General features: G+C 75.1%; 12 protein-coding genes. 1 reads left to right on the forward strand and 11 read right to left on the reverse strand.

What is annotated here, in order from left to right:
* Positions 1-51: 51 nt before the first annotated feature.
* From arfA to HNR12_RS08195, 10 genes are all read right to left on the reverse strand, one after another.
* Entirely contained in the window at positions 52-1,566 is a 1,515-nt protein-coding gene (gene arfA, locus HNR12_RS08150; protein ID WP_179766909.1) for an arabinosylfuranosidase ArfA, read from the reverse strand.
* A 116-nt stretch (positions 1,567-1,682) separates the two neighbouring features.
* Positions 1,683-2,756: an arabinan endo-1,5-alpha-L-arabinosidase gene (locus tag HNR12_RS08155; RefSeq protein WP_179766910.1), complete on the reverse strand. Its 1,074-nt coding sequence runs from the start codon at positions 2,754-2,756 to the stop codon at positions 1,683-1,685.
* A gap of 52 nt (positions 2,757-2,808) precedes the next feature.
* Positions 2,809-3,708, reverse strand: a complete 900-nt coding sequence (locus HNR12_RS08160) for a carbohydrate ABC transporter permease (protein ID WP_179766911.1) — start codon at positions 3,706-3,708, stop codon at positions 2,809-2,811.
* A complete protein-coding gene (locus HNR12_RS08165; RefSeq protein WP_179766912.1) occupies positions 3,705-4,679 on the reverse strand; it encodes a carbohydrate ABC transporter permease in 975 nt (324 codons plus the stop codon). Before HNR12_RS08165 ends, HNR12_RS08160 begins: the two co-directional genes overlap by 4 nt.
* 35 nt (positions 4,680-4,714) lie before the next feature.
* Positions 4,715-6,022: an ABC transporter substrate-binding protein gene (locus tag HNR12_RS08170; protein WP_179766913.1), complete on the reverse strand. Its 1,308-nt coding sequence runs from the start codon at positions 6,020-6,022 to the stop codon at positions 4,715-4,717.
* Positions 6,023-6,271: 249 nt separating this feature from the next.
* The gene (locus HNR12_RS08175) at positions 6,272-7,630 is read right to left on the reverse strand and encodes an L-fucose/L-arabinose isomerase family protein (protein WP_218902421.1); all 1,359 of its coding nucleotides are present in this window, start codon (positions 7,628-7,630) and stop codon (positions 6,272-6,274) included.
* 35 nt (positions 7,631-7,665) lie between these two features.
* A complete protein-coding gene (locus HNR12_RS08180) occupies positions 7,666-8,376 on the reverse strand; it encodes an L-ribulose-5-phosphate 4-epimerase (protein WP_179766915.1) in 711 nt (236 codons plus the stop codon).
* Positions 8,377-8,384: 8 nt separating this feature from the next.
* Positions 8,385-10,058, reverse strand: a complete 1,674-nt coding sequence (gene araB, locus HNR12_RS08185) for a ribulokinase (RefSeq protein ID WP_308118396.1) — start codon at positions 10,056-10,058, stop codon at positions 8,385-8,387.
* A gap of 287 nt (positions 10,059-10,345) precedes the next feature.
* Positions 10,346-11,344 carry a LacI family DNA-binding transcriptional regulator gene (locus HNR12_RS08190; protein ID WP_246425033.1) on the reverse strand — a complete coding sequence of 333 codons (999 nt, stop codon included), beginning with the start codon at positions 11,342-11,344 and terminating at the stop codon, positions 10,346-10,348.
* 644 nt (positions 11,345-11,988) lie between these two features.
* Complete coding sequence (locus HNR12_RS08195; protein ID WP_179766918.1) at positions 11,989-12,840, reverse strand: putative protein N(5)-glutamine methyltransferase; 852 nt, start codon at positions 12,838-12,840, stop codon at positions 11,989-11,991.
* Positions 12,841-13,135: 295 nt separating this feature from the next.
* On the opposite strand from HNR12_RS08195, the gene HNR12_RS08200 reads away from it, so the two are divergent.
* Complete coding sequence (locus tag HNR12_RS08200; protein WP_179766919.1) at positions 13,136-13,744, forward strand: hypothetical protein; 609 nt, start codon at positions 13,136-13,138, stop codon at positions 13,742-13,744.
* A gap of 22 nt (positions 13,745-13,766) precedes the next feature.
* Here HNR12_RS08200 and HNR12_RS08205 read toward each other — a convergent pair whose 3' ends face one another.
* Positions 13,767-15,056 carry a deoxyguanosinetriphosphate triphosphohydrolase gene (locus HNR12_RS08205; protein WP_179766920.1) on the reverse strand — a complete coding sequence of 430 codons (1,290 nt, stop codon included), beginning with the start codon at positions 15,054-15,056 and terminating at the stop codon, positions 13,767-13,769.
* Positions 15,057-15,096: the final 40 nt, after the last annotated feature.

Raw genomic sequence — 15,096 nt, forward strand, 5'->3', positions numbered from 1 at the left:
GGTGGGTGAAGGGGTGACGGCGGGGGCCGGCGTCCGCGGGGCGGGCCGGGGTCAGGCGCGCGGGACCTCCAGGGTGAGGACCGTCCAGGAGACGGGGGGCAGCACCACGCTCAGCCGGCCGCCGTCCAGGGCCGTGTCCTTGTTCTCCGCGGGCGTCACGCGGTCGGGGTGCTCGGCGGTGTTGGCGGCGTAGACGTCGTCGTCGTGCAGGGTGCGGCAGGAGACGACGCGCTCGGCCGCCAGCCCGCGCAGGTCGACGTGCAGGGTCACGGGCTCGTCCACGGCGCGGTTGACGACGAAGACGGCGGCGCGGCCGTGCTCGGGGTCGTGGGTGGCCACGGCGTCGACGACGGGCACCGCGCCGTAGCGGGCGGTCTCGCGCACCGGGCTCTCGGGCTCCACGCGCAGCACGGTGCCGGCGGCGGTGGCGGCGGTCAGGGCGAAGGGGTGGAAGGTGGTCTGGCGCCAGGCGGGGCCGCCGGGCTCGGTCATGATGGGCGCGATGACGTTGACGAGCTGGGCGAGGCTGGCGGCGGTCACCCGGTCGCTGTGCCGCAGCAGCGAGATCAGCAGGCCGCCCACCACCACCGCGTCGGCGAGGTGGTAGCGGTCCTCGATGACGCGCGGCGCCACCGGCCAGTCGGTGCGGGGCTCGGCGGCCTGGTGGCGGCTGAGGTACCACACGTTCCACTCGTCGAAGGAGAGGTTGACGCGCTTGGTGGCGCCCAGCCGCGCGCGCACCGCGTCGGCGGTGGCCACGACCGACTCGATGAAGTGGTCCATGTCGGTCGCCGAGGCCAGGAAGCTGGCGAGGTCGCCGTCGTGCTCCTCGTAGTAGGCGTGCAGGGAGATGTAGTCGACCAGGTCGTAGGTCTCCTCCAGTACCTCGGCCTCCCAGGCGCCGAAGGTGGGCATGGACGACCCGGAGCTGCCGCAGGCCACGAGCTCCAGGCCGGGGTCGCTCATGCGCATGGCGCGGGCGACCTCGGCGGCCAGCCGCCCGTACTCGCGGGCGGTCTTGTGGCCGATCTGCCAGGGGCCGTCCATCTCGTTGCCCAGGCACCACATGCGGACGGCGTGCGGCTGGGGGTGGCCGTTGGCGGCGCGCCGGTCCGACAGCGCGGTGCCGCCGGGGTGGTTGGCGTACTCCAGCAGGTCCAGGGCCTCCTGGAGGCCGCGGGTGCCCAGGTTGACCGCCATCATCGGCTCGATGCCCAGCGTGCGGGTCCAGGTGATGAACTCGTCCAGGCCGAACTGGTTGGTCTCGGTGCTGTGCCAGGCCAGGTCGCGGCGCACGGGCCGCTCGGCCTTGGGGCCCACCCCGTCCTCCCAGCGGTAGCCGGAGACGAAGTTGCCGCCGGGGTAGCGCACGGTGGTCACGCCCAGTTCGCGGACGAGGGCGGCCACGTCGGTGCGGAACCCGTCGGCGTCGGCGGCGGGGTGGCCGGGCTCGTAGATGCCGGTGTAGACGCAGCGGCCCATGTGCTCGACGAACGAGCCGAAGGTGCGGCGGTGGACGGGCGCGACGCGGAAGGCGGGGTCGAGGGTCATCGACGCGGTCAGCATGGGCTCTGCTCCCCCTGGGTGCGGTGGCGGTGCGGTCGGTGCCGGGCGGTCGTGGGTGGCGGTGCGGTCGGTGCGGCGCCCGGCGCGGGTGCGCCGGGCGCCCCGGTGGCGGGCGGTCAGCCCATGGGCGCGGGCCAGCCGCCGGACCAGCCGATCTGGTCGATCTCCAGGCGGAAGTCGCCGGGCGTGCCGTAGGGGCCGTAGGAGTGGTAGGCCATCCGGCTCAGCGACAGCGACTGGCCGCCCGCGGCCACGGAGTCGCCGCGCGCGGCGCGGATGACGGTGCCGCCGCCCTGGAGCATGGGCGTGCCGGCGCGGTCGACGTAGGGGCCGGTGACGCTGGTGGAGCGCCCCACGGCGATGCGGTAGGTGCTGTCCAGGCCGGCGCAGCACCGGCCCAGCGAGACGAACAGGTAGTAGTAGCCGGCGCGGTGGACGATGTAGGGCGCCTCGATGGCGTTGCCGTTGGGCTGCCCGGCGGCCAGCCGCAGCGGCGCGCCCTGCCCGGCGGCGGGCTTGCCGCTGGGCCACTCCAGGCGCACCATGCGGATGCCGCTCCAGAACGACCCGAACGCCATCCACGGGGTGCCCGAGGCGTCCTCGACGATCCCGGGGTCGATGGCGTTGAAGTCGCTGGAGGTGGTGCTCTCGTAGACCTTGCCGCGGTCGACCCACCGGTAGTCGGGGTCGGAGGGGTCCAGCGTGGTGTTGGTGGCCAGCCCGATCACCGAGCGGTTGGACCCGAAGGTGGAGGCGGAGTAGTAGAGGTAGTAGGTGCCGTCGTTCTCGTAGACCTCGGGCGCCCACAGGTTGGTCACCCCGGGCACCTCGCGGGCCAGCCAGGCGGGCTTGGTGGTCCACACGTGCCCGGCCGGGCGCCAGTCGGTGCCGTTGGACGAGCGGTGGACGGTGATGTTGCCGTCGGCCACGGCGGCGTCGCCGGTGCCGAAGACGTACCAGTCGCGGCCGCCGCCGGTCACCAGGGCGGGGTCGTGCACGGCGACGTTGGTGGGGGCCATGGCGGGCGCGGCGGGCGCGGCGGTCTCGGCTGCGGCCGGCGCGGCCGTCAGCACCATCAGGGCCGCGGCGCCCAGGGCCGCCGCCCGGGCGAGGAGGCCGCCGCGCGGGCGGGGCGGCGGTGGGGTGGAGGGCGCGGCGGCGCGCCCGGTGGCCGGCACGGTGGTGGACATGTGGGGGACTCCTCTTGTCGTGAACGGGGGCACGGTCGAGGTCGGGGGCGCCTCACTTGAGCCCGGCGTCGGTGACGCCGCGCACCACGTGGCGCTGGAAGAGCAGGAACACGGCGATCAGCGGCAGCGCGCCGAGCACGGCGGCGGCCATCTCCTGGGCGTACTGGATGCCGTAGGAGCCCTGGACGGTGCCCAGGCCCACGGGCACGGTCATCAGGGCGGGGTCGGCCGTGGCCACGAAGGGCCACAGGAAGTTGTTCCAGGCCTGGACGAAGGTGAAGATCCCCACGGCGGCGAGGACCGGGCCCGACATCGGCACCACGACGCTCCACAGCACCCGCAGGTGCCCGGCGCCGTCGAGGCGGGCCGCCTCCTCGTAGTCGCGCGGGATGGCGTCGAAGAACCGCTTGAGGATGAACACCATCACCGGCGCCACCACCTGCGGCAGGGCCACGCCCCAGTAGGTGTCGACCATGCCCAGCACGCTCATCTGGTCGAACAGCGGGACGATCAGCGCCTGGGGCGGCACCAGGATGCCCGCGACGAACAGCGCGAACAGCCAGGAGCGGCCGGGGAACTCCGTCTTGGAGCAGGCGTAGGCGGCCAGCACGCACACCACCAGCGTCAGCGCGGTGACCAGCACGGACACCACCACGCTGTTGAGCAGCCAGCGCTGGAGGTCGCCGCGCTCGATCACCGCCTGGTAGGCGGCGAAGGTGGGCTCCAGCGGCAGCCAGCGCAGCGGCACGGCGGTGGTCTCGGCCTCGGGCTTGAGCGAGGTCAGCACCGCCCACACCAGCGGCATCAGCCACACCACCGCCAGGAAGACCCCCAGCACGGCGGCGAGCACCCCGCCGGGGGTGGGCCGGGGCAGGCGCCGGGGCCGCGCGGCGGCGGGTGCGGGGCGCCCCGGCGCGGCCGGCGGGCGGGGGGTGCGGATCGCGGCGCTCATGCCGTCTCCCCCTTTCGCGAGAACAGGCGGAACTGGACGAGGGAGACCACGGCGATCACCGCGAACAGCAGGTAGGAGATGGCGGAGGCGTAGCCGATCCGCAGGCCGGTGAACCCGGCCTCGAAGATGTAGCCGATGGCGGGCCGGGCGGCGTAGCCGGGCCCGCCCGAGCCGTTGGTCATGATGTAGGCCTGGTCGAACAGCTTGAGCGAGGCCACGATCTGCAGCAGCACGATCAGCCCGGTGGTGCGGCGCAGGAGCGGCAGGGTGATCCGCAAGAACCGCTGCCAGGCGCCGGCGCCGTCGAGCGCGGCCGCCTCGTAGACGTAGGCGGGGATCCCCTGGAGCGCGGCCAGGTAGAGCAGGAAGTTGAACCCGACCGTCCACCACACCGTGGTGACGGCGATGGCCGCCAGCACGGTGTTCTCGTCGGTCAGCCAGGCGACCTCGGCCAGTCCTGCGGCGGTGAGCAGGCCGTTGACCATGCCGAACCCGGGCTGGTACATCCACTCCCAGATGAGCGCGACCACGGCCACCGGAAGCAGGAACGGCGCGAAGTAGGACAGCCGCAGGAACCAGCCCAGGCCGGCGGCGGCGCGGTTGGTCAGCAGCGCCATGGCCAGGGCGATCGCCACCAGCGGCGGGGTGCTGATGGCGGTGAACACCAGGGTGGTCCACAGCGACTGCCACACCGCGGAGTCGCCCAGCATCTCCCGCCAGTTGGCGAGGCCGACGAACTCCGCGCCGGGACTCGCCAGGCTCCGGTCGGTGAAGCTCGCCCACAGCCCGGCCAGCACGGGCCACACCAGGAAGACGGCGAACAGGGCGGCGAAGGGCAGGACGAACCAGAGCCCGGCCAGGGAGGAGCGGCGCCGCCCGGGGCGGGCGGCGCGCGCGGAGGGGCCGGACCGGCGCGCGGGCGCGGCGGCCGGCGCGCCGGCGGCGCGGGCGGTCGCGGTGGGCGAGGACATCTCAGGCTCCGAGGGGGTCGGTGGGGCGGTCACGGTCACACCGGTTCAGGGGTGTCGATGAGCTTGCGCGCGGCGGCCTTGAACCGCTCCAGGGCGGCCTCGGGGGTCACCGAGCCGTTGTGCACGCCGCTCAGGACCGCGCTGGCCTCGTTCTGCAGGGGCGCGGCCGAGCCGCTGAACCACGCCTCGGGGTCGAACTGCACGTCCGCCGCGGCGTGCCGGTACTCCGACTGCGGCTCCAGGGCGGCGTAGTCGTCGCCGCGGGTGACCGGCAGGTAGGCGGGGGTGTGGCCGCCGCCGGCCCAGGTGATGCTGTGCTTGAGCATCCAGGCGGCATAGCCCACGGCGGCGGCCACGGCCGCGTCGTCGGGCACGCGGCGGTGCGGGAGCACGAAGCAGTGGGAGTCGCCCTGGCCCAGTTCCGCGCCGTAGATGTCGGGGAAGGGCCGCATGCCGAAGTCCATGCCGGCGTCGGCGAACGTGGCGATCTCCCAGTTGCCCGCCCACATCAGGCCGCAGATGCCGTTCTGGAAGTTGGCGGGGGTGCCCGGGGCGTCGGACGCCTGGGGCGCCAGGCCCTCCTCCGAGACCCGGCGCAGGAAGTCCAGGCTGCGCAGCGCCTTGTCGTCGTCGAGGCGCAGGTCGCCGTCGAAGGACATCTCGCCGCCCAGTTGGCGGTACAGCGACCAGAACTGCCGCCAGGGCTGGGTGGTGTCCATGGCGATCCCGTACTGGCCGGTGGCCTCCTTGACCGCCGCCAGGACGTCGAGGAACTCCTCCTCGCCGCTGGTGGTCACGAGCGTGCCGTCGGGCTCCAGCACCCCGGCCCGCTCGCAGACCTCGCGGTTGTAGTAGGTGACGACCAGGTGGGTGTCCAGCGGGATCGCGTACAGCTCGCCGTCGACCACGCACTTGTCCCACACGTTGGCCAGCACGGTGTCGCGGGTGATGCCGTGCTCGGCGAGCAGGTCGGTGGGCACGGGGTCGATGAGGGTGCCCGCGCCCATGCCGCGGATGCGCGAGACGTGCAGGGTCGCGATGTCGAAGGCGCGCCCGCCGGCGGCGCCCATGGCGAACTTGGTGTAGAAGGGGTTGCCCCACAGGAAGGTGGCGGGCTCGAAGTCGATGTCGGGGTGCTCGCGCCGGTAGGCGTCGTGCATCTGCACCATGCGGGCGCCGTCGCCGCCGGTGAACAGGTTCCACTGGCGCAGGCGCCGCCGGCCGCTGAGGACCGTGTCGGCCGGGCCGCAGCCGGCCAGGCCCAGGCCGAGGGCGGCCAGCCCGCCGGCGAGGAAGGCCCGGCGGCCCGGTGCGGGGGGCGGGGTGGGGTGGGTGGTGCGCATGGCGGCTCCTCTGCGTTGCCCGCGCCGCGGCCTCCCCCGAGGGCCGCGGGCGGTGCGCCGGGCGCCGGCGGCGCGGGGCGCGCGGCCGGGCTGACGGGGTGCCCGGCCGGTGGTCGGTGGGCGCGGCCGGTGCGGCGCGCGGTGCGGTCGAGGCGGTCGCGGTGACGGGGTGGTGGCGGCGTGGGTGGGGGCGGTGGAGGCGGGCGGCCGGGCCGGGGGCCGGGGCCGGGCCGCCCGCGTCAGGGGCCCTCAGACCCGCACGTACTCGATTCCGGCCAGCTCGCAGAAGACCGCCCAGTCGGCGGCGGTGCGGCCCAGGTTCATGACCATGTGGTGGGTGCCGCCGGCCCGCAGCCAGGCGTCCATGCACCCGCGGATCCCGGAGTCGGGGCGGAACTGCCCGTAGGGCATCTCCAGGGCGGGCAGCTCCTGGGCGTCCAGGACCTCGCCCTCGGCCACGACCAGCCGGAACCGCTCGCCGCCCAGCGCCACCAGCGAGGCGAGGGTGGCGGGGCCGGGCTGGATGCGGAACAGCAGCGTGGGCGGGTCGTCCAGGCCGCCGATGCCCAGGGGGCGCTTGATCAGCCGGACGGGCTCGTCGCGGCGGGCGACCTTCCAGTTGCCCTCCCCCATGTGGCTCATGAGGATGGAGTCGGTCGGGAAGTCCATGGCGTACATCTCGGTGAAGTGGCCGTCGCCGGCGAGCCGGTGCCCGGCGTAGACGATGGAGGCGGCCAGCGCGTCTCCCTCGCCGGCGAACCCGTAGCCCTTGGCCATGAGGCTGGAGGCCGCGGCCATCGGCAGCCGGGCGAACCGGCCGTCCTCGCCGATGGCGTCGAAGTGGGTGGAGTAGGCGCCGCAGCCGCGCTCGGTCAGCAGCTGCTCGATGGCCAGCTGCATGCGGGCGTGGTCCTCGCGCTCCTCCTTGGACAGCCGCTCGTCCACGGCGAACCGCTCGTCCTCCTCGGCCATGAGCTCGGCCACGGCCGCCTCGGGCAGGGCGCCCATCGCCCGGTGCAGCGCGCCCGGCGCGATGACCTCGACCTCGGGGCCGAGCTTGCGCGCCCAGGCGGTCTCGTCGAAGCGGGCGTCGCCCATGCCGTTCATGGCGTAGCCGAAGATCCCCACCCGCAGCCGCTTCCAGGCGGTGACGGCGCGGGCGGCGCGCGCCCAGCGGCCCACGCGCTCGCGGAAGGCCTCCCCCGGCCACTCCTCGGTGACCACGGTGAAGGCCCGGCCGGCGCGGACCATGGCGTTGGCGGTGTCCTGGGCGCCGTGGATGCCCTGGTTGTAGGTCATGTCGGCCATGTCCCACTCGGGGGTGACCACGGGGTCGGGCTGGATGTTGGCCAGGCACAGCGGCAGCCGCGCCTCGTGCAGCACCCGGGTGACGCGCAGGGACGGGCCGTAGGTGAGCATCACGACCAGGACGCCGTCGAGGTCGTCGTTCTCGAAGGCGCGCATGGCCCGCTCGGCGTCGGCGCGGCCCCGCACCGGCTCGCCGACCACGCAGTCCGCGACGTCGGCGAGGCTCTCGGCGATGGCGCGCGCGTACCCGGCCTGGCGCTCGGTGATGCCCGGGATCATGTCGTCGTAGAGGGGCTGCATGATGCCGAGGATCCCGATGCTGGGGAGGCGTTCGCTCACGAGTCGGCTCCTTCTTCCTGGCGCGGGCCGCGCTGGCCGTAGACGTTCTGGTAGCGGTCGTAGAGGGCGTCGATGTGGTGCTGGGGCAGGCGCTCGACGGGACCGTGCTCGCGCGCCAGGTGTACGGTGCGCGCGACGTCCTCGCACATCACCGCGGCCTTGACGGCGGCCTTGGCGTCCCTGCCGACGGTGAACACGCCGTGGCCGCGCATGAGCACCGCCGGGGAGCGGTGGCCGGCCAGGGTCGCGGCGATGCCCTTGCCGATGTCGTCGCCGCCGATGAGGGCGAAGGGGCCCACCGGGATGTCGGCGCCGAACTCGTCGGCCATCGCGGTGATGGCGCAGGGGATCGGCTCGCCCCGGGCGGCCCAGGCGGTGGCGTAGGTGCTGTGGGTGTGCACCACCGCGCCGACCTCGGGCATGGCCCGGTAGACGTAGGCGTGGGCGCCGGTGTCGCTGGAGGGGGCGTGCGCGCCCTCCACCACGGTGCCGTGCAGGTCGCACACCACCATGGACTCCGGGGTGAGGTCGTCGTAGGTGACACCGCTGGGCTTGATCACCATGAGGTCGGCCCCGGGCACCCGGGCGGAGATGTTGCCGCTGGTCCAGGTGACCAGGTTCCAGCGGACGAGTTCGGCGTGCAGCGCGCAGACCTCGCGGCGCAGGCGGGCGGCCGCGTCGGCGTGGCGGGCGGGGAGTGCGGTCATGGCGTCCTTCACCGGGTCAGGCTCTGGTTGCGGATGGCGCGCAGGCGGTGCAGCGCGTCGCTGCCGCCGCGCCCGAAGTGGTCGTGCAGCTCGGTGTAGACGGCGTAGAGGCCGTCGTAGGCGGCGGCGCGCCCGGGGTCGGGCAGCACCGCGTCGCGGGTGGCGCCGCCCATGGCGGCCGAGGCGGCGCGGATGTCGGGGTAGGCGCCGGCGGCCACGGCGGCGTGGATGGCCGACCCCAGGGCGGGCGCCTGGTCGGAGTCGGTCACGTGCAGGGGGCGGTTGAGCACGTCGGCGTAGATCTGGAGCACGAAGGCGTTGCGCTTGAGCCCGCCGGCCACGGTGAACTCCGTGACGGGCACGCCCGAGGCGGCGAAGGCGTCGAGGATGGTGCGGGTGCCGAAGGCGGTGGACTCCACCAGCGCGCGGTACACCTCCTCGGGCCGGGTGGCAAGGGTGAGCCCGGCGATCACCCCGGAGAGGTGGTGGTCGACCAGGACGGAGCGGTTGCCGCTGTGCCAGTCCAGGGCGACGAGCCCGTGGCCGCCTACGGGCTGGTCGGCGGACTTGCGGGAGAGCAGGTCGTGCACGGAGACACCGAGGTCGTCGGCCTCGCGCTGGTAGGAGGCGGGCACGAACCCCTCGGCCAGCCAGCCGAAGATGTCGCCGACACCGCTCTGGCCGGCCTCGTAGCCCCACAGGCCGGGCACGATGCCGTCGAGGACCGCGCCGCACATGCCGGGGACCTCGGCGAAGGTCGCGGCGTTCATGACGTGGCAGGTGCTGGTGCCCATCACGGCCAGCATCCGGCCGGGTTCCACGGTCTGCGCGGCGGCGGCGGTGACGTGGGCGTCGACGTTGCCCACGGCCACGGTGATGCCCTCGGGAAGGCCGGTGCGTGCGGCGGCGCGGGCCGAGAGCCGGCCGGCGGGCGCGCCCAGCTGCGACAGCGGGTGGGCGATCTTGTCCTCGGCGAACCCGGCGAAGCGGGGGTCGAGCGCGGCGAGGTAGTCGCGGCTGGGCCAGGCGCCGTCCTGGTGGATGCCCTTGTAGCCGGCGGTGCAGACGTTGCGGGTCTCGCGGCCGCACAGCTCCCACACGATCCAGTCGGCGGCCTCGATCCAGCGGTCGGCGCGGGCGTAGACCTCGGGGTCCTCGCGCAGGACCTGCAGTCCCTTGGCGAACTCCCATTCGGCGGAGATGCGGCCGCCGTAGCGGGCCAGCCAGGTCTCGCCGCGCTCGCGGGCGAGGGCGTTGATGTCGTCGGCCTCGCGCTGGGCGGCGTGGTGCTTCCACAGCTTGGGGTAGGCGTGCGGGCGGTCGGCGAACTCGGGCAGCTCGCACAGCGGGGTGCCGTCGGCGGTGGTGGGCAGGACCGTGCAGGCGGTGAAGTCGGTGCCGATCCCGATGACGCGCTCGGGGGCCACACCGGCGGCGGCCAGCGCCTTGGGCACGGCGTTGCCGAGCACGGCGCGGTAGTCCTCGGGGATCTGGAGCGCGGTGTCGGGGGGCAGGACCACGCTGGAGGCGCCGGGCAGGGCGGTGGAGACCACGCCGTGCTCGAAGGTGTGCACCGCGCTGGCGAGTTCGGCGCCGTCGCTGACCCGCACGACGACGGCGCGGCCCGAAAGGGTGCCGAAGTCGACGCCGATGACGACGTCCGAGGAATTGTTAGCGCTCACATTCTGAGTCACGGGGGCTCCAGGGGGCGAGAGGGCGGGCTGTGTCGCGCGGGTGGACGGGGGCGGACGAGCGCGGAGGCGGACCGGGTGAGGGGTCGGACGGGGCCGGGGGCGGACGGGCCGGGGTCGCGGTCGGACAGGCGGGTCGCGGCGGGCGGGCGTCGGAGGCGGTCGGCGTGCTCGGTCGGCGGGACGGGGTCCGGAGCGGGCGCTGGGGCGGCGGTCGGCGTTCTCGGTGGCGGGCGGTCGGCTCGGCGGGGCTCGGGCTCGGTGCGTGGGCGGCGCGGTCAGGGGCGGGCGGGAGCGGTGCTGGTGCGGATGACCAGCCGGGCGGGCACGACGCGGCGCGCCGGGGGCTCGGCGGTGGCGCCGCCGGGCTCCTTGAGCAGGTCGATCAGCAGTCCTATGCCGCGCCGGCCCACCTCGGTGAAGTCCTGCGCCACGGTCGTCAGGGGCGGGGTGAAGAACTCGGACTCGGGGATGTCGTCGAAGCCGACGACGCTGACGTCCTCGGGCACGCGCACGCCCGCCTCGGCCAGCGCGCGCAGGGTGCCCAGGGCCATCTGGTCGTTGGCCACGAAGACGGCGGTGATACCGGGGTCGCGGGCCAGGCGCACGCCGATGTCGTAGCCCGACCGGGGGCGCCAGTCGCCGAAGTGGGGCTCGGGGACCTCGGCCCCGGCCTCCTCCAGCGCGCGCCGCCACCCCTCGATGCGGCCCTCGGCCTCCAGCCAGTCGCGCGGGCCGCCGACGTGGTGGACCGTGCGGTGGCCGAGGTCGAGCAGGTGCCGGGTGGCCAGGTAGCCGCCGCCGACCTGGTCGACGCAGACCATCGGCAGGTCGGGCGCCTCGCCGCCCTCCACGGCCACGACCGGCCGGCCGGCGGGCTGGTCGGCCAGGCCCTCGACCACGGCCCGCTTGGGCGCGATGACGACGTAGCCCTCGACCGACTGCTGGGCGAGGTAGTCCATCGCCTCGCGCACGGCCGCGGGGGTGACCGTCTGCAGGGTGACGACGCTGAGGAAGTACCCGTCGGCGCGGGCGGCGTGCTCGATGCCGGCGAGGGTCTGGGCGGGGCCGTAGTGGATGGTGTCGAAGGCGACGACGCCGATGACGCCGGTGCGCCGGGTGACCAGCGCCCGCGCCGAGGAGTTGCGGCGGTAGCCCAGCTCCTCGATGGCGGCCTGGACCCGCGCCTGGGTCTCGGCGCGCACGTTGGGGTGCCCGTTGAGCACCCGGGACACGGTCTGGTGCGAGACCCCGGCCAGCCGCGCGACGTCCGCCATCACCGGACTGCGCCCAGCGGGTACCGACATGTTCCGCACCGTCCTTGAGGGGTCGCGGGCACCCGGAGGAAGCCCGATGAGTGTGACACCGGAGAGGCGTCCACGTGACGTGAGCAACATTGTTAGCGCTCACATTCACATCGGTCAAGGGGTGGAGCGGCGCGCATCCGCCGGAGAGCCGCGAGCCCGGGCCCTGCGCCGCCGGGCGCCGGAGGGGCCGGGAGGCGCGGCGGCCGGCGCGGGCTCGAAGGCGTTGTCCCAGGTCGGGAGCGCGGAGAAGGGCATGGGCGCGCCGTGCGGGCCGCCGCCCGCCCCCTGGACCGACGCCCGCGCGCCCGGACCCGCGTCCCGCCCCGGTGCCCGCGGCTCCCTCAGCCCGTCAACCGGGCGGCCGGGCCGCCCGCACGGCCGCCCAGCCGCCGGACGTCCAGGGCGGTGGCGGCCCAGGGCGGCGGCGGCCACCGCGGGCGGACCGGCACGCGCGGGGCCGTTGCGCCCGGAACCGGAAGCGGGAGCCAAGGCCGCCCCAGACCGCCTTCACGGCCACCGGCACAGGGCCCGCCCGGCGAACGGCGGCGCGCCGGCGTGTCCCCCGCGCCGGTGGCCCCCGTCAGCCCCGTTCGGTGGCGCACGTCCTCGTCGGTCTAGCGGTTCGCACGCGACGCGACGACGACCGTGGCGGCGTACTCCTTTGACGTCTCCGCCTCGGCCGCCATGCCGTCGCCGCGCAGTATCGCCAGCGCCGACGGCACCTGGCGGTCGCTCGTCTCCACGAACATCCGCCCGCCCGGCGCCAGCCAGTCCGGCGCCTGCGCCGACACCCGCCGCAGCACGGCCAGGCCGTCGGCGCCGCCGTCCAGGGCGGCGCGCGCCTCGTGCTCGCGGGCCTCCGCCGGGAGCACGCGGATGTCGCCGGTCGGCACGTAGGGGACGTTGGCCAGCAGGACGTCCACGCGGCCGCGCAGGCCGGCGGGCAGGGCCGCGAAGAGGTCGCCGGAGTGGACGCTGCCGCCGACGGATTCGACGTTGCGGCGGGCGCACCGCACGGCGGCGGGGTCGATGTCGGCGGCGTGCAGTTCGGCTCCGGGCCGCGCGGCGGCCAGTGCCGCGCCCAGCGCGCCCGAGCCGCAGCACAGGTCCACCACGACGGGGCGCTCGCCCGCGGCGGCGATGGCCCGCTCGACCAGGAACTCGGTCCGGCGGCGGGGCACGAACACCCCGGGGTCCATCAGGATCCGCAGGCCGTGGAACTCCGCCCACCCCACCACGTGCTCCAGGGGGAGTCCGGCGGCCCGCCGCTCGACCATGGCGCGCAGGTCGGCGGCGGTGCGGGCGGCGTCGGCGATCAGCCGCGCCTCGTCCTCGGCGAACACGCAGCCGGCGGCGCGCAGCCGGTCGGCGGCGGCCGCGACGTCAGCGGGCCCGGGCGCGGAGGATGCGGCGGGGGATGCAGCGGCGGCGGAAGGGGTGGAACGGGGCGGGAAAGGGGTCGGCATGACGCGGATGGAGCCTTCCAGAAGAGACCGGAGGCACTCCCCCGGCGGCCCCTGGCGTCAGTTCCGCCTGCCGGACCGCACGGCGTCGGGGCGGGAGCGCCCTGTCCGTACAGCGGGAATCGGGCTCACCTCCTCGTACCGGCACGCCGAGCGTGCTGCCGTGATCGTGGCGGCCAGCCTAGCAGGCCGCCCCCGGGCCGCCGGGGAGGGGCCGCCGCCCGCCCGGCCCTTTCCCCGGCGCCGCTGATCCCGCTCCTTCGACGGGGAACTATCGTGAACGTCGAATGAAAGGACGGTGTCCCCCGTGCTGACCGCCGACGACAGCCTCGTGCTGCGGCCCCCGCGCTCGACCCTGCGGACGATGCTCGTCAGCGCCGTGGTGATCACCGCGGTCGGCACCGCGGGCCTGTGGCTCAAGGGGGGCTGGCAGGTGGCGCTGGGTGGCGCCGTGCTGCTGCTCGGCGTGGTCGCGGTGGGGGCCGTCCACATGGCCAGGTCCAGCGTTGTGCTGACCCCGCACGAGATCGTGGTGACGGGGCTGGGCCGCCCGCGGCGCCGGGCGCGCGCACGCGCCGCGGTGGTGGTGCGCGCCACTCTCATCGCGCCCCGGGGAGGGCCGCACCACAACCTGTTCGTGCTCGACGCCTTCGGCCGCGTGCTCATCCGGGTGTACGGCATGCACTACGCCCCCCGCGACCTCGACCGGCTGGTGCACGCGCTGGGCCTGCCGGTGAGCGGCCCCGACCGCCCTGTCACCGCCAAGGAGCTGGCCCGGCGCTACCCGGGCATCCTGTCGTGGGCCGAGCAGCACCCCTACGTGCTCGGCGGCGCCCTCGCCGGCGCCGTGGTCCTGCTCCTGCTGCTGGGCGTCATCCTGGTGACGGTGGCGACGCAGCCGTACTAGCCGCGCCGCGGGGTCCGGCGGCTCAGCCCGCCAGCCGCTCGTGCCAGGCCCGCGCCGAGGTGTCGGTCAGCGAGGCCACCTGGTCGATGACCACCCGCAGCGCCGCCGCGTCGTCGGAGGCGTGCTCGTAGGCGGCGCGGAACGCGGGCTCCAGTGTGGCCGGGGCGCCCACCCGCACGGCGGCCACGAGTTCGGCGATCAGTTCGCGCTCGCGGGCCTGGTAGGCCACCGCCTCGGAGCGCGCCATCACGTAGTGCGCGGTGAGCGCCTTGAGCAGCGCGCACTCCAGCAGGGTTCGGCGCGGCACGACCAGGTCGGCGGCGTAGCGGGTGATGGGTTCGGCACCGTGGTCGGCGCGGGTGGCCCGCTCCGCCGACCGGCAGAAGCGGCCGATCAGCTCGCTGGTGAGGTTCTTCAGGGCGGCGAGGGAGGTGATGTCGCCGCTGAAGTCGGCCGGCCAGAAGGGCTCGGCCAGGAGGTCGGTGAAGACCTCTTCCAGCTCGGCCGCTCCGGCGTCGCAGTACAGCTCGGCGGCGATCGCGCAGACCTGGGCGCGCTCGGTGCGGCTGCGCAGCGCGGGCAGGCGGATCATGCCCGCGTAGAGGGCGTCCTCCAGGTCGTGCACGGAGTAGGCGACGTCGTCGGACCAGTCCATGACCTGCGCCTCGAAGCAGACCGGCGGCTCGGGGCCGTCGGTGGCGGGCGCCTCGGCGCGGATCCACTCGAAGACCGGGAGGTCGTCGGGGTAGCAGTTGAACTTGTGCGTGGTCCGGCCCCCTCCCCCGCGCGGCCAGGGGTACTTGAGGGTGGCGTCGAGGGTGGCCCGGGTGAGGTTGAGCCCGGCGCTGCGGCCGAGCGGCGGGCCGCCGCCGGTGACGACCTTGCCCTCCAGCCGGGTCAGCAGCCGCAGGCTCTGGGCGTTGCCCTCGAAGCCGCCGCAGGCGGCGGCCGCGGCGTCCAGCGCCCGCTCCCCGTTGTGCCCGAACGGCGGGTGGCCGAGGTCGTGCGCCAGGCAGGCGGCCTCGACCAGGTCGGGGTCGCACCCCAGGGCCGCGCCGAGTTCCCGCCCGATCTGCGCGCACTCCAGGGAGTGCGTCAGCCGGGTCCGCGGGAAGTCGCTCGCCCCGGGCTGCACGACCTGGGTCTTGGCCGCCAGCCGCCGCAGCGCGAAACTGTGCAGGACGCGGGCGCGGTCCCGCTCGAAGGGCCCCCGGGCCCGGTTCTTGGGCGGCTCGGCCGCCCACCGCCGCCGGTCGGGCTCGCCGTATCCGGGCGGCGGGGTCTCCTCGGCGGCGCGCACTGGTATGTCCATCGCCATCGACTCTAGGCAACCCCGCGGCCCGGGGCCGGGC

It is taken from the genome of Streptomonospora nanhaiensis, assembly GCF_013410565.1.
Lineage (GTDB): Bacteria > Actinomycetota > Actinomycetes > Streptosporangiales > Streptosporangiaceae > Streptomonospora > Streptomonospora nanhaiensis.

Bases quoted from the DNA above. Each gene is read 5' to 3' on its own strand.
- HNR12_RS08155 (WP_179766910.1), bottom strand. From the start codon at position 2,756: ATGTCCACCACCGTGCCGGCCACCGGGCGCGCCGCCGCGCCCTCCACC.
- HNR12_RS08175 (WP_218902421.1), bottom strand. From the start codon at position 7,630: ATGCAGCCCCTCTACGACGACATGATCCCGGGCATCACCGAGCGCCAG.
- HNR12_RS08190 (WP_246425033.1), bottom strand. From the start codon at position 11,344: ATGGCGGACGTCGCGCGGCTGGCCGGGGTCTCGCACCAGACCGTGTCC.
- HNR12_RS08170 (WP_179766913.1), bottom strand. From the start codon at position 6,022: ATGCGCACCACCCACCCCACCCCGCCCCCCGCACCGGGCCGCCGGGCC.
- HNR12_RS08180 (WP_179766915.1), bottom strand. From the start codon at position 8,376: ATGACCGCACTCCCCGCCCGCCACGCCGACGCGGCCGCCCGCCTGCGC.
- HNR12_RS08165 (WP_179766912.1), bottom strand. From the start codon at position 4,679: ATGTCCTCGCCCACCGCGACCGCCCGCGCCGCCGGCGCGCCGGCCGCC.
- HNR12_RS08160 (WP_179766911.1), bottom strand. From the start codon at position 3,708: ATGAGCGCCGCGATCCGCACCCCCCGCCCGCCGGCCGCGCCGGGGCGC.
- HNR12_RS08195 (WP_179766918.1), bottom strand. From the start codon at position 12,840: ATGCCGACCCCTTTCCCGCCCCGTTCCACCCCTTCCGCCGCCGCTGCA.
- HNR12_RS08205 (WP_179766920.1), bottom strand. From the start codon at position 15,056: ATGGACATACCAGTGCGCGCCGCCGAGGAGACCCCGCCGCCCGGATAC.
- arfA (WP_179766909.1), bottom strand. From the start codon at position 1,566: ATGCTGACCGCGTCGATGACCCTCGACCCCGCCTTCCGCGTCGCGCCC.